The following is a 13467-nucleotide window of genomic DNA, read 5'->3' as shown; positions in this document are numbered from 1 at the left end:
TTCATGGTGTCCCTCCCTGGTGGGCGCCGGCTCCAGCGGACTCTCCTGCCGGCAGTGCCAGCGCAAAGCGGCAACCGCCGTCGACGTTCTCCACCTGGACCGTTCCGCCGTGCGCCTTGACGATTCCGGCAACCATGCTCAGCCCGATCCCCGCACCGCTGTACGTACCCTGGAGCCCCGCCGGCGCGCCACGTGACGGGTCCCTCTGCCACCCGGTTTCGAACAGGTGCGGGATGTCCTCCTCCGGAATCCCGCCGCACTGGTCCTGGACAGCCACTACGGCGTATCCGTCCTCGCGCCCTACCGAGACGTGGACCTCCGTGCCGCTGCCCGTGTAGATGACCGCGTTATGCAGCACGTTACGCAAGGCCCGGGCCAGGCTGGGACCGTCAGCCACTGCCATGCACTCCCGGTCGCCGCCGCCGTCGAGGGTCACACCGCGGCCGGCCGCCAGGGGCGCGAGATCGGAAAGTGCATCGCTCACGAGGTCGTACAGGTCCAGGGCTTCGGCCCGCAACCGGAGTGACCCTGCCTGGATTTTGGAAAGCTCCAGGAGGTCGTTGACCATCGCCGTCATTTGTTCGGTTTGTCCGATGATCTTCCGGTAGTAACCCGGTACGTCGGCGGCCATGCCATCCTCGAGTGCTTCGGTCATGGCACGGATACCTGCCAGCGGCGTCCGGAGGTCATGCGAAATCCAGGAAACCAGCTCCCGGCGCGCAGCTTCCACGGCCGCTTCCCGGTGCCGTGATTCGGCCAGGCTTCGGCTGCTCGCTTCCAGCTCTTGTGCCAACCGGGCGAGTTCGGAGGTCATGGCCGGAGCAGCGCGCTCCGCACCATCCCCGGCTTCCAACGTTTCACCCCGTCCAATCCTCCGCGCGGCCTCCACCAGACGCGAGGCATTCCTGGAAACCCCCACTCCCAGCATCAAGGACAGCACCACCGCAACCACCGAGGCCATGGCCAGGATGTACCAAATGATTTCGAGGTCCCTTGCCGAGATGACCATGGCGTTGAACGCGCTGACCATGCCGGCCACCAGGACTGCCACGGTGCCCACCACCACCAGGCAGATCTGCGCCAGTACAGACGCACGGCGCAGGAGCCGGAGCAGGAAGAGCGTGAAGGCTCCAATAACCAACGCCCACAAGAGCACCCAGCCAAGGATGGTGGCAAGTTCAGTGCCCTGCATGCCCGTCTCCTGAATCGAACCGGTAGCCAACTCCCCATACAGTCTTCAAGAGTTCAGGCTTGGTGGGATTCTCCTCGACCTTCTCGCGCAACCGGCGAACATGGACCGTCACCGTGGAGAGGTCGCCGAAGTCCCAGCCCCACACCGCTTTGATGAGTTCCTCCCGGCTGAACACCTGGTTGGGTCGCCGCAGGAGGAACGCCAGGAGGTCGAACTCACGCACGGTCAAGGTCAAGGCCGCGCCGTGATGGATGACTGTGCGGGACGCAGGATCCAGCACGAAGCCGGCCAGCTCCACGGTCGGCTCAGGAGAGTACTCCTTGATGCTGCGCCGCAGCACGGACTTGACCCGCAGCACCAGTTCGCGGGGTGAAAAGGGTTTCGTGACGTAGTCGTCGGCACCCATCTCCAATCCCAGGATCCGATCGTCCTCGGTTCCCAAAGCGGTAAGCATGATCACCGGCACGCTCATGGCCACCCTCAACCGGCGGCATACTTCCACGCCGTCCAATCCGGGGAGCATGCGGTCCAGGAGCACCAGGTCGGGCTGACGCTCCGCCGCCAGCTTAAGGGCCGTGAACCCGTCAGCGGCGAGGTCCACCTGGAAGCCGGCCCGGGTCAGGTAATCCCGTACGACGCCGGCAATTGTTTCCTCGTCCTCGACCAGGAGGATCCGGCGGTTCCCGGGCTCCGCCGCCGGTGTTGCCGCATTTGTGCTCACATTTTCAGCATAGGTTCGCCGGACCCGCCCGGCACGGGAAATGGCTCCCGGGAGCCAAAGCGTAGGGATTTTGTAAGAACTGGCAAGGTGGCTTGAGCGCTTCCGGAGAGTCCGCTGAGTGGAACTGGTGTCACGCATCACGTCCCGGTGGCGTAGCCTGAATTCATGAGTGTTCAGCTGGGCATGCCGCCGCTTCCCTCGGGCGGCACGGCAGGAACGGGACAGGTTCCGCCCCCACGGCCCGCCGATGTGCCGACGGGGTTGTGGGACCGTTACGGACGCCGCGCCACCGACATGCGGCTTTCCCTGACCGACAAATGCAATCTCCGGTGTACCTACTGCATGCCCGCCGAGGGGCTTGAGTGGCTCTCCAAGCAAGCCGTCATGACCAAGGACGAGATCGTACGGATCGTGCGTGTCGGCGTCGGGGCTCTGGGCGTCCGCGAAGTGCGCCTGACCGGAGGCGAACCCTTGGTACGCGCCGACCTGGTGGACATCATCGCCGCCCTTCGCGCAGAACACCCGGACCTCCCCATCTCCATGACCACCAATGGCGTCGGACTGGACAAGAAAGCCGCTGCCCTGAAGGCGGCGGGCCTGACCCGCATCAACGTTTCCCTCGACTCCCTGCACGAGGAAACGTTCACCAAGCTCACCCGGCGGCCCTTCCTGGACCGTGTCCTTGCGGGCGTGGATGCGGCCTGGAAAGCAGGGCTGGGACCGGTCAAGCTGAACGCTGTCCTGATGCGCGGCATCAATGATGCCGAGTCGCCGCACCTGCTGGCATGGGCGTTGGGACGTGGTTACGAACTGCGGTTCATCGAGCAGATGCCGCTTGACGCGGACCACGGCTGGACGCGCCGCAACATGATTACGGCCGCCGAGATCCGGGAGATGTTGTCGACTGAGTTCGTGTTGAGCGCGGATCCGCGCGAACGCGACGGGGCTCCGGCGGAACGTTTTGAAGTACGACGCCGGGATGCGGCTACCGGTGAACCGGCAGGTGAGGTCCTCGGAACAGTCGGCATCATTGCGTCCGTCACCGAACCGTTCTGTGCCGATTGCCGCCGGACCCGGATCACCGCCGAAGGCAAGATCATGAGCTGCCTCTTCTCCCACGAAGAGTTTGACCTCCTGGGCCTCCTCCGCGCAGGAGCAACGGACCAGCAACTCGCCGAACGGTGGCAGGACGCGATGTGGGTCAAGCCCAAGGCCCACGGCATGGACCACACGGGACTGGGTGCACCTGACTTCGTGCAACCTGACCGCAGCATGAGCGCAATCGGAGGCTGATACCTTGCTCGTCCGCTACTTCGCTGCCGCGCGCGCCGCGGCAGGCGTTGAAGAAGAAATCCACCACCTTCCGGAAGGCACCAGCCTGGAAGCCTTGCTGGAAGCGGCGCTCGCCGTCGAACGTCCCCAGCCTCCCGAAGGCACCCCGGCGCTTGCGCGGATCGTGGCAAGGAGCAGTTTCCTGAGGAACGAGGTTGCCGTCAGGGACCATTCCGCGCCGCTGGGAGCGGAGGACGTCATCGACGTCCTGCCGCCGTTCGCCGGCGGTTAGGCCTTCCTGAAGACGCTCTTGAGCAGCGGGCTGAACGCGGTTCTGCCTTCCAGGCGCAGTTCCGCCGTGTGAACCAGGGTTCCTTCTTCCACGCGGAACGTGTGGCGGGCAACGCCGTCGGCCGTTCGCCGCTCGAAACCCAAGGTGCCCGATGTCCAGTGGCCCCGGACCGGCGCTGAGGGCGCCTGCCCATGGCTGTCCACGTAGTACCACAGGGTGCCGCCGTGCGTCGGATCCACCGTGAACATCCCGTGGCCCTCAAGGTGGGCGCCGCCCGATTCCTTGTGCCTGTAGCTCTGGACGACGGCATGCCCGCCGGCTGCAGCCGTGAACACAGCCTCGGCCTCGGCCGTACGTGCCGGTCCCCACGCCGAGGATGCTATCTCCGTGATGCCCCGCCAGCGCCCCAGGAAGGGGCGCAGGACCTCTGCTGCGTTCTTTGGTGTGTCCACGGCGACTCCAGCGGTTGCTTTAGAACCCGAACGTTTCGTTCTCTTCGAAGGGTCCCACGACGGTGATGGTTCGCGGCGCTGCGGCGAGCTCTTTGGCGAGTTCCTGGACTTCGTCCACCGTGACCGCCCGGATACGTTCCAGGGTCTCGTCGATATCCTGGAACTCTCCGGAAACCAGCTCGGCCCGGCCAAGACGGGACATCCGCGAACCGGTGTCCTCCAGGGCCAGGACGATGCCACCACTCAGTTGGCCCACTGCTTTGCGCAGTTCCTCCTCCGTGATGCCGTCGGCCGCGAGCTTGTCCAGCTCCACGCCCAGCAGTTCGAGGACCTGGCGGACCTTGGAGGGGGTGCAGCCTGCGTACATGCCGAAGTATCCGGCGTCGGCGTAGGCCGCTGAGAAGGAATACGTCGAATAGACGAGCCCGCGCTTCTCCCGGATTTCCTGGAACAGCCTGGAGGACATCCCGCCGCCGAGGACGGCGTTGAGCACGCTCATGACGAAGCGGCGGTCATCGGTGGCCACGATCGTAGGGCAGCCCACGATGATGTTGGCCTGCTCCACCGGGCGCTTCACGACATGCAGGCCCGCTGTGCCGGTAATGACGGCACGATCGGTGGGACGGCGGTCGACGGGAGCTGCCGCGGGGTCAAGATTCCACCCCGCGGCCTGCAGCGACTTCAGGACAAGATCGCACACGACGTCGTGGTCCAGGCCTCCGGCAGCGGTAATCACCAGCTCCTCCGGACGGTAGTAGCGCTGGTAGTGCGCCCATACGGAGTCCCGGGCGACGGCCTTGATGGCATCGGGCGTACCCCCGATAGGGCGGGCCAGGGGGTGGCTCCCAAGAACTGCCGCCACGAATTTCTCGTGGGCTACGTCCGTTGGATCGTCACTGTCCATGGCGATCTCTTCGAGGATGACGTCGCGCTCCTGCTCCAGTTCCGCGGGGTCGAGGACGGCGCCGGTGATCATGTCGGCAATGACGTCGATGGCCATGGGCAGGTCTGAGTCCAGCACGCGCGCGAAGTAGCAGGTGCTCTCCTTCGCGGTCGCCGCGTTGGACTCGCCACCCACCTCGTCGAACGCCGAGGCAATTTCCAGTGCGGTCCTGCGCTTGGTTCCCTTGAACAATAAGTGCTCCAGGAAGTGCGTTGAACCATGCTGGCCCTCGGCCTCGTCGCGCGAACCAACTGCGACCCAGAACCCGATGGTGGCAGAACGCTGGCCCGGCATTGCCTCGGTGAGCACCCGGACGCCGCCTGGCAGGACGGAACGCCTCACGACGGAGCCGCCTTCGGCTCCGTGAATCAGTTCGCCGCCGGGAAGTGTTTGCTCCAAGGGCAAGGGTACGACAGCCATTAAAACCTTTCAGATAAGCCGGAAGGGCCGGTGGACTTTAAGGCCCACCGGCCCTTTCAGGGTACTGCTTGCAGACTACTCTGCGGACTCTTCAGCGGTCTCCGCCGGTGCGTCGCCGGAAGCTGCTTCTTCCTCGGCCACAACCGGGGAGAGGGAGAGCTTGCCGCGGTCGTCGATCTTGGTGATCTCAACCTGGACCTTCTGGCCCACGGAAACAACATCATCAACGTTGTCCACACGCTTGCCGTTGGCCAGCTTGCGGAGTTCGGAGATGTGCAGGAGGCCGTCCTTGCCCGGAGTCAAGGAGACAAAAGCGCCGAACGTGGTGGTCTTCACCACGGTGCCCAGGTAGCGTTCGCCGACCTCGGGAACCTGCGGGTTGGCGATGGCATTGATAGCCGAGCGTGCTGCGTCTGCAGACGGGCCGTTCGTCGCGCCGATGTAGACCGTGCCGTCGTCCTCGATGGAGATATCCGCGCCGGTGTCTTCCTGGATCTGGTTGATCATCTTGCCCTTGGGGCCGATGACTTCACCGATCTTGTCCACGGGGATCTTCACGGCGATGACGCGCGGTGCGAACTCGGAGAGCTCGTCCGGGGTGTCGATCGCGGCGTTGATGACCTCGAGGATGTGGAGGCGGGCTTCGCGGGCCTGCTTCAGGGCTGCTGCCAGGACCGATGCCGGGATACCGTCGAGCTTGGTGTCCAGCTGGATGGCCGTGACGAACTCGGAGGTACCGGCAACCTTGAAGTCCATGTCGCCGAAGGCGTCTTCGGCACCGAGGATATCGGTCAAGGCTGCGTAGCGGGTCTGGCCGTCAACCTGGTCCGAAACGAGGCCCATGGCAATGCCTGCCACGGGAGCCTTCAGCGGCACGCCGGCGTTCAGCATGGAGAGCGTCGAAGCACACACCGAGCCCATGGAGGTGGAACCGTTGGAGCCAAGGGCCTCGGATACCTGGCGGATGGCGTAGGGGAATTCCTCGCGGCTGGGCAGGACCGGAACCAGGGCGCGCTCAGCGAGTGCACCGTGGCCGATTTCGCGGCGCTTCGGGGAACCCACGCGGCCGGTTTCACCGGTGGAGTACGGCGGGAAGTTGTAGTTGTGCATGTAGCGCTTGCGCGTCACCGGCGACAACGAATCGATCTGCTGTTCCATCTTCAGCATGTTCAGCGTGGTGACACCCATGATCTGGGTCTCGCCGCGCTCGAAGATGGCCGAACCGTGCACGCGGGGCAGAACTTCAACCTCGGCGGTCAGCTGGCGGATGTCCGTCAGGCCACGGCCGTCGATGCGGATCTGGTCCTTCAGGATGCGCTGGCGGACGACGTGCTTGGTGACCGAACGGAATGCTGCGGACAGTTCCTTCTCGCGGCCTTCGAATTCGCCGGCGAGCGAGCCCAGGACTTCGTCCTTGAGTTCGTCGGAGGCGTTGTCGCGTTCCTGCTTGTCCGCGATCTGGAAGACGGCGGCGAGCTTCTCGGCCGCAGCGTCCTCGACAGCGGCGTAAGCGTCGTCCTGGTAGTCAAGGAAGACGGGGAACTCAACGGTCGGCTTGGCAGCGCGGGCTGCCAGGTCTGCCTGCGCATCGCACAGTGCCTTGATGAACGGCTTGGCAGCCTCAAGGCCCTCGGAGACAACCTCTTCGGTGGGAGCGGTAGCGCCCTGTTCCTTGATGAGGTCCCAGGAGTTGTCCGTGGCTTCTGCCTCGACCATCATGATGGCGACGTCGTCACCGGCTACGCGGCCGGCAACAACCATGTTGAAGACGGCGTTCTCAAGCTGGGAGTGCTTGGGGAAGGCCACCCACTGGGAACCCTGCTCGTCGGCGATGAGCGCAACGCGGACGCCGCCGATCGGACCGGAGAACGGCAGGCCGGACAGCTGCGTGGACATGGAAGAAGCGTTGATGGCAACGACGTCGTAGAGCTCGTCCGGGTTGATGGCCAGGACGGTAACGACGATCTGAACCTCGTTGCGGAGCCCCTTGACGAAGGCCGGGCGCAGCGGGCGGTCCATCAGGCGGCAGGCCAGGATGGCTTCCGTGGAAGGACGGCCTTCGCGGCGGAAGAACGAACCCGGGATGCGTCCGGCAGCGTACATGCGCTCTTCGACGTCAACGGTCAGCGGGAAGAAGTCGAAACCTTCGCGCGGCTGCTTGCCTGCGGTGGTTGCGGAGAGAAGCGCGGTGTCGTCGTCGATGTACACCATCGACGCGCCGGCAGCCTGCTTGGCGAGGCGGCCGGTTTCGAAGCGGATAACGCGCTTGCCGAAGCGGCCGTTGTCGATTGTGGCTTCTGAGAACTGGATTTCGGGACCCTCCATGGGTCACCTCCGTTTCTGTTGGCGGAAGTCGCCGCACCAACCCAGGCCTCTTCTTTATTACTGGCCTGTACGACACCCGGTCATCGATCGAGATCCACGGGCTGCAGCGTCAAACGACGCCCCTCCCGGGAATCACTACCGAGGACCGCGAATGCGCGATGCGGTTGATTCCTGTTTTTAATTGTGGTGAAGAAAGCGGCCCGCTCCGCGGAGGACCGGGCCGCCAAGGCAGACTAGCGGCGCAGGCCGAGACGCTCGATGAGCGAACGGTAGCGGGCGATGTCGGTGTCCTTCAGGTAGGAAAGCATGCGCTTGCGGCGACCAACCAGGGCGAGGAGACCGCGCTGGGTGTGGAAGTCGTGCTTGTGCTGCTTCATGTGCTCAGTCAGATCCTTGATCCGCTGAGTCAGGACCGCAACCTGTACCTCGGGCGAACCGGTGTCGCCTTCAGAGGTTGCGTATTGCTTGATGATGGACTGCTTTACAGCGGCGTCAAGTGCCACGTGAACTCCTAGAGTTGTGCCGTGCTTCCCGCCCAACACTTCGCTGGCGGGTTGTCTTGGGTGCGTCGCCGCACACAAAAACAGGTCCAGCTGCCACGGACTGCGGCCGGAACCACTCATCAGTTTACCGGCAGGTCAGTGTTGTTGTCGAAAGCGCTAACCCCGCACCAGCAACTCGTGCGCTTGGGCGACGTCGAGGTTCATTTGTTCCACCAGGGCTTCCGGCCCTTGGTAGGCCACCATGCCCCGCAGCCGCCGGGTGAATTCCACCGCCACCGTTTGCCCGTAAAGGTCGAAGTCCTCCACCGCTTCCCGGGGGCGGTCTATCACATGGGCCTCCACCTGGCGGCTCACACCGTCAAACGTGGGGTTGGAACCGACGGAGATCGCTGCGGGCCAACGGGTCCCGGACTCATCGATCAGCCAGCCGGCGTAGATGCCGTCGGCGGGAACGTATCCGGTGGAGTCATGGGACAGGTTCGCGGTAGGAAAACCGAGGTCGCGGCCCCGCGCGGCACCATGGACGACCTCGCCGCGCATACGGTGCGGGCGCCCCAGGACCGCTGCGGCGGTGACGACGTCGCCTTGCGACAATGCTTCGCGCACCCACGTCGAGGAGCACCGGCGGTCCGCGTCGCCGTCGTGATGGAGGGGGAAGCCGCCGGCTCCGAACTCGTTGACTACCTGGACGCTGAACCCCAGTTTCTCCCCCAGCTCTTGCATGGTGCCGACGTCTCCGCCGTTACCTGCACCGAAGCGGAGGTCGTGGCCCACCACCACATGTTCGGCATGAAGGCCTTCCACCAGCACGTCCCGCACGAATTCCAGCGGGGTCATGGCGGCGAGGTCCAAGGTGTACTTCATCACCAACACCGCATCCAAGCCGGTGGAGCCCAAAGCCTCAAGCTTGTCCTGCAGTCCCATGATCAGCTCGGGGGCAGACTCCGGACGGTGGACCTGCGCCGGGTGGGGATCGAACGTCACTGCCACTGCGGGGATATTGTGCCGCCGGGCGGTCTGCGTGACTTGCGCGAGGACATGCTGATGACCGCGATGAACGCCGTCAAAGTTGCCGATGGTAACGACTGTTGGGCCGAAGTCGCGCGGGACCTCGGTGGGATCGTTCCAAATGTGGACCATCAACCTCGCCTTTTACTGCTGATTTTCGTTGCACCCGGCAACCATCCGGCGCCGGAACAATCTAAGGTTACCCGCAATACGCCTCAGGCCCGGGACGGAGAATCCGACGGCCTGCGCCGGTTCAGCCACAGCAGTCCCAGGATGGGCAGCACGAGCGGCACGAAGCCGTAGCCGCGTCCGAAGACCGACCACACGGTGTCATGCGGGAAGGCCACGGGATCGAACAGGCTCATCGCGCCCACTACCAGCACCCCGATAAGTTCAACGAGGACAGCGGCCAACGAAACCTTGAACCAGGTCCGTCCCGGCTTGGCGAGCGATACGGTGGCCACGATGTACACGACGGCGGCAAACGCCGACAACAGATGGGCCAGCGGAGCTTCGGCAAACTTGGTAGCGATCTGGTAGCCCGCACGCGCCGTCGCCGAGAGGGCAAAGACCCCGTACACGGCAATCAACAACCGTCCTGGGCCGGTGTTACGGGTGTCCTTCTGACCGGTTCCGGCGGTTTCGGACTCTACTCCAGCCACGATGTGTTCTTCCTTCATGTCAGTACCAGATCTGGTTCATGCGGGCAGCCATCACCAAAGCCGTGACGCCCACGGCGGCCAGGACAAAGTTGCTCCAGCGGGTGCGTTCCAGGATGGACCAGTACACAGCGCCTACGGGAACTATGAGGGCTGTTGCGAGGTAGCCCCAGAACTCCCAGGGCTCGCCCGCGATCTGTTCCCCCATGGCCACCCGCACGATGGAACCCACCAAGTAGACCAACAGGGCAAGCTCCACGGCGAGGACGGAGAAAATTGTGGCGTCGTTGGGCGCCTTTTTCATCAGGCCGGCCACAACACACATGATCGTGGAGATGAGGCCCACTATGAGGATGGAGTAAAAGTATCCGTCCATAGTCAGTTGTTGCTCTCCGTTCCCGCGTCAGGGGCAGCAGCCGGGGCCGCCGGGGCCGCCGCCCCGGTTCCCGGCGCGAAGACCAGCACCGGCTTGGCAAATGCTCCCGTGTCCGCCAGGAGGGCAACCAGTTCGCCCGACGGCGCGAAGGCCGCGGCGGGATTCTCCACCGTGGCAGCCTCCGGGGTCCCCGCGCCGGGTCCGGCGGCGATGCGGCGACCGAAGGAAATCTCCGTTGCCTCGTCTTCGCTCAGGTCGCGGTTGGGCATCAGCGACCGTGCCGCGGCGGACATCTCCAGAACCTCAAGGTCTTCGGCAAGCTGTTCCAGTGTCCGTGCCTGGTCGATCGTGTACGGGCCAACCTGGGTCCGTCGAAGCTTCGTCAGGTGGCCCCCGACCCCGAGCGCATTTCCCAGGTCCCGCGCCAAGGCCCGGATGTACGTGCCGGACGAGCATTCGACCGTGACGTCGACGTCCACTACCCTGCCGCCGTCGATCCTTTCGATGCCGTGGACATCGAAGCGATGGATGGTCACCGGACGGGCGGCAAGCTTGACTTCCTCGCCGGAGCGGACGCGGGCGTAGGACCGTTCGCCGTTGACCTTAATGGCGCTGACGCTGCTGGGCACCTGCTGGATGGGGCCGGTCAGGGCCGAGACGCCGGCAGCGATGGCGGCATCGGTGACGTCGACGGCGGTCCGCGCCTCGGTAACGTCGCCCTCGGCGTCGTCGGTGATAGTGGTTTCGCCCAGTCGGATGGTGGCCGTGTAGGTCTTGGAGGTACCCACGATGTACGTCAGGAGCCGCGTGGCCTTATTGATGCCAAGGACAAGGACACCCGTGGCCATGGGATCGAGCGTGCCCGCGTGCCCCACTTTCCGGGTACCTGCCAGCCGCCGCATCCGGCCAACCACATCGTGGCTGGTCCATCCCTGCGGTTTGTCAACGATCACCAGTCCAGAAAGCACGCTTACCAGTATATCGGTGGCTAGGATGGCTCCCATGCCCCAGCTTGCCGAGCACGTCCGCGATGTCCCCGTCAACCAGATCCGCGAAATCACCGAGGCGGCCTGGGCCACTCCCGGGGCGGTGGTGCTGAGCATCGGCGAACCCGGTTTCCCGCTGGCAAGGCATGTGATCGAGGCGGGCATGGCGTGCCTGGATCGTGACGAGACCAACTACACGCCCAACGCAGGGATCCCCGCCCTGCGGGAGGCGTTTGCCGCACGTTTCCGCGAAACGCAGCACGTAGCCTTGGGATCCGAGCGGGTCTACGTCGTGGACGGGGCGCAGCAGGGCCTGCACTTCGTGATGAGCATGCTGCTCTCCCCCGGCGATGAAATCCTGATCCCGAATCCCGGGTACCCCACCTTCGCCATGACCAGCCGCCTCCTCCATGCCGTGCCGGTCGAATACCCGCTCTACCCGGAGAACGACTTCCAGCCGCACATCACGGATATCGAAGCGCTCATCACCCCGCGGACCAAAGTGCTGATGCTCAACTCGCCGTCGAATCCGCTGGGCGCCGTCATCCAGGAAGACACCATGCGCCAGCTGGTTGACCTGGCCGTACGGCACGATCTCTGGATTATTTCCGATGAGTGCTACGAAGCGTTCACCTTCGACGTCCCGCATGTCAGTCCCGCACGCTTCGATAGCGATGTCCCGGGCCAGGCACGCGTTTTCACGTCGCTGACGTTGTCCAAGACGTACGGACTGACAGGCCTGCGCATCGGCGCCTTGGTGTGTCCCCCGGGCATGGAGAAGCTGATGAACAACGTGATGGAGTCGATCGTCTCCTGCGTGGCGTCGCCATCCCAGTACGCGGCCCTCGCGGCGCTGACCGGGCCCCAGGACTACGTCGACACCGCCCGCGAACATTACCGTAGCAACCGTGACGCCGCCTCGGCCATCCTCGCAGCGAAGGGCATACCGTTCCTGGGGGCGCAGGGAGCTTTCTATCTCTGGGCGGATGTCTCGCACGTCAGCGGCGGGGACGTCCGGGCGTGGACCCGCGCTTTCCTGGCCTCATCCGCCGTGGCTTTCGCCCCGGGCACAGCCTTCGGGTCGATCGGCGAAGGCTGGATCCGCATCGCGCTGTGCGGCAAGCAACAGGACCTGCTCGACGGCGTCGGACGGCTTCCCGCCAAGGCCTGAGGCGGGTGCCCGACGGCGGAGCGCAGCGGCGTCAGTAGTCGACCCGCCCCGCGTAGTTCCGCCACGCCTCGAACGGGGAATCTGACGCCGTCAGCGGGGTGTGCTCCACCGGCAGCAGCTCGGGACGGGTACCGGCAAAGTATTCATAGAAGAGGGCATCGTCAAAGCCAGCACGCGCCGCGCCGTGGCGGTCCGCTGCGTAATAGACGTTCCCGATCCTCGCCCACAACGTCGCCGACAGGCACAGCGGACAGGGTTCGCAGCTTGCGTAGAGCACGGAACCGGTGAGGTCGAAATTCGCCGTATCAGCCGCCGCGCGACGGATGGCCACGACTTCGGCGTGCGCCGTGGGATCGTTGTCCAGGGTCACGCGGTTGACGCCTTCATGAACAGCCCCGTCCGGAGTGACCACCACGGCACCGAAAGGGCCACCGCCGTCGGAGACGTTCCTGATCGCCAACCGGATGGCCTGTTCAAGGTACTCGTTGCGTTGTTCTTCGCTGTGCGCTGGCATGCCTCGATCCTAGCGAGTGCAGAGCCGAAAAATGCCCCCGGGGTACAAGGTCCCGGAGGCATTTTCATTGAGACAGTCCTAGCGGTTGCCGTCTTCGTCCACGTCGTCATCGTCGGTGAGGTCAATGTCCTCTTCGTCGAAATCGTCTTCGTCAACGTCGTGCGCTGAATCGCTCTTGTACGGGTCTGCCTCGCCTGCGTGCTTGGCGCTGGCGCGCAATGCGGCAAGCTCAGCATCACGGCGCTTGGCTTCGCGCAGGAGCTCCTCGAGGTTCGAGGCGTTGACCGGGATCTGGTCGGCAACGAACTCGAGGGTAGGCGTCAGGCGCACGGTGATGTTGCGGCCGACTTCCTGCCGCAGTACGCCTTTGGCCTTCTCCAAGGCCTTTGCGGCATCGGACTGTGCAACCTCGTCGCCGAACACGGTGTAGTACACCGTGGCATGCTGCAGATCATTGGTGACGCGGGCGTCGGTGACGGTGACGGACTCGACGCGCGGATCCTTGACCCGACGCCCGAGGGCCTCGGCAACCACGACCTTAATCCGCTGTGCCAATTTGGCAGCGCGTGCCGGATCAGCCATGACTTCCTCCTGGAAAGTAGAAACGGGAACGGAACGGGTCCGCCGGGATAA

At 64.6% G+C, this 13467-nt stretch carries 15 protein-coding genes; 3 read left to right on the top strand and 12 right to left on the bottom strand.

Features of this window, described 5'->3' with window-relative positions:
- Position 1 precedes the first annotated feature (1 nt).
- Both RI444_RS07120 and RI444_RS07115 read right to left on the bottom strand, forming a co-directional pair.
- Entirely contained in the window at positions 2-1192 is a 1191-nt protein-coding gene (locus RI444_RS07120; RefSeq protein WP_207604916.1) for a sensor histidine kinase, read from the bottom strand.
- Complete coding sequence (locus RI444_RS07115) at positions 1179-1913, bottom strand: response regulator transcription factor (protein ID WP_242703108.1); 735 nt, start codon at positions 1911-1913, stop codon at positions 1179-1181. The genes RI444_RS07120 and RI444_RS07115 overlap by 14 nt, the downstream gene beginning before the upstream one ends.
- A gap of 165 nt (positions 1914-2078) precedes the next feature.
- On the opposite strand from RI444_RS07115, the gene moaA reads away from it, so the two are divergent.
- On the top strand, positions 2079-3206 hold the full coding sequence (gene moaA, locus RI444_RS07110) for a GTP 3',8-cyclase MoaA (protein WP_207604918.1): 1128 nt from the start codon (positions 2079-2081) through the stop codon (positions 3204-3206).
- A gap of 4 nt (positions 3207-3210) precedes the next feature.
- A complete protein-coding gene (locus RI444_RS07105; protein WP_021472638.1) occupies positions 3211-3477 on the top strand; it encodes a MoaD/ThiS family protein in 267 nt (88 codons plus the stop codon).
- Here the strand turns inward: RI444_RS07105 and RI444_RS07100 are convergent.
- The 8 genes from RI444_RS07100 to truB all read right to left on the bottom strand — a co-directional run bounded on the left by RI444_RS07100 (position 3474) and on the right by truB (position 11131).
- Positions 3474-3929, bottom strand: a complete 456-nt coding sequence (locus RI444_RS07100; RefSeq protein WP_021472637.1) for a DUF1579 family protein — start codon at positions 3927-3929, stop codon at positions 3474-3476. The genes RI444_RS07105 and RI444_RS07100 overlap by 4 nt on opposite strands.
- Before the next feature lie 19 nt (positions 3930-3948).
- Positions 3949-5292 carry a M16 family metallopeptidase gene (locus tag RI444_RS07095; protein WP_207604919.1) on the bottom strand — a complete coding sequence of 448 codons (1344 nt, stop codon included), beginning with the start codon at positions 5290-5292 and terminating at the stop codon, positions 3949-3951.
- 75 nt (positions 5293-5367) lie between these two features.
- Complete coding sequence (locus RI444_RS07090; RefSeq protein ID WP_062095980.1) at positions 5368-7617, bottom strand: polyribonucleotide nucleotidyltransferase; 2250 nt, start codon at positions 7615-7617, stop codon at positions 5368-5370.
- A 233-nt stretch (positions 7618-7850) separates the two neighbouring features.
- The gene (rpsO, locus tag RI444_RS07085) at positions 7851-8120 is read right to left on the bottom strand and encodes a 30S ribosomal protein S15 (RefSeq protein WP_207604920.1); all 270 of its coding nucleotides are present in this window, start codon (positions 8118-8120) and stop codon (positions 7851-7853) included.
- A gap of 156 nt (positions 8121-8276) precedes the next feature.
- Positions 8277-9260, bottom strand: coding sequence for a bifunctional riboflavin kinase/FAD synthetase (locus tag RI444_RS07080; RefSeq protein ID WP_021472633.1), 984 nt, complete (start codon positions 9258-9260; stop codon positions 8277-8279).
- An 83-nt stretch (positions 9261-9343) separates the two neighbouring features.
- On the bottom strand, positions 9344-9808 hold the full coding sequence (locus RI444_RS07075; RefSeq protein ID WP_021472632.1) for a hypothetical protein: 465 nt from the start codon (positions 9806-9808) through the stop codon (positions 9344-9346).
- A gap of 1 nt (position 9809) precedes the next feature.
- Entirely contained in the window at positions 9810-10163 is a 354-nt protein-coding gene (locus RI444_RS07070) for a hypothetical protein (protein ID WP_021472631.1), read from the bottom strand.
- 2 nt (positions 10164-10165) lie between these two features.
- Positions 10166-11131 carry a tRNA pseudouridine(55) synthase TruB gene (gene truB, locus RI444_RS07065; protein ID WP_043426914.1) on the bottom strand — a complete coding sequence of 322 codons (966 nt, stop codon included), beginning with the start codon at positions 11129-11131 and terminating at the stop codon, positions 10166-10168.
- Between the two features lie 34 nt (positions 11132-11165).
- Here truB and RI444_RS07060 point away from each other — a divergent pair, with 34 nt between their 5' ends.
- Complete coding sequence (locus tag RI444_RS07060) at positions 11166-12320, top strand: pyridoxal phosphate-dependent aminotransferase (RefSeq protein WP_207604921.1); 1155 nt, start codon at positions 11166-11168, stop codon at positions 12318-12320.
- 31 nt (positions 12321-12351) lie between these two features.
- On the opposite strand, the gene RI444_RS07055 is transcribed toward RI444_RS07060, so the two are convergent.
- On the bottom strand, positions 12352-12834 hold the full coding sequence (locus tag RI444_RS07055; RefSeq protein ID WP_062095976.1) for a nucleoside deaminase: 483 nt from the start codon (positions 12832-12834) through the stop codon (positions 12352-12354).
- Positions 12835-12912: 78 nt separating this feature from the next.
- Complete coding sequence (gene rbfA / locus RI444_RS07050; RefSeq protein WP_021472627.1) at positions 12913-13416, bottom strand: 30S ribosome-binding factor RbfA; 504 nt, start codon at positions 13414-13416, stop codon at positions 12913-12915.
- Positions 13417-13467: the final 51 nt, after the last annotated feature.

The sequence above is a fragment of the Paenarthrobacter sp. AT5 genome (assembly GCF_032764245.1).
Lineage (GTDB): Bacteria > Actinomycetota > Actinomycetes > Actinomycetales > Micrococcaceae > Arthrobacter > Arthrobacter ureafaciens.
The sequence above is the reverse complement of the archived record's forward strand: the minus strand, read 5'-3'. Positions and strand labels throughout refer to the sequence as shown.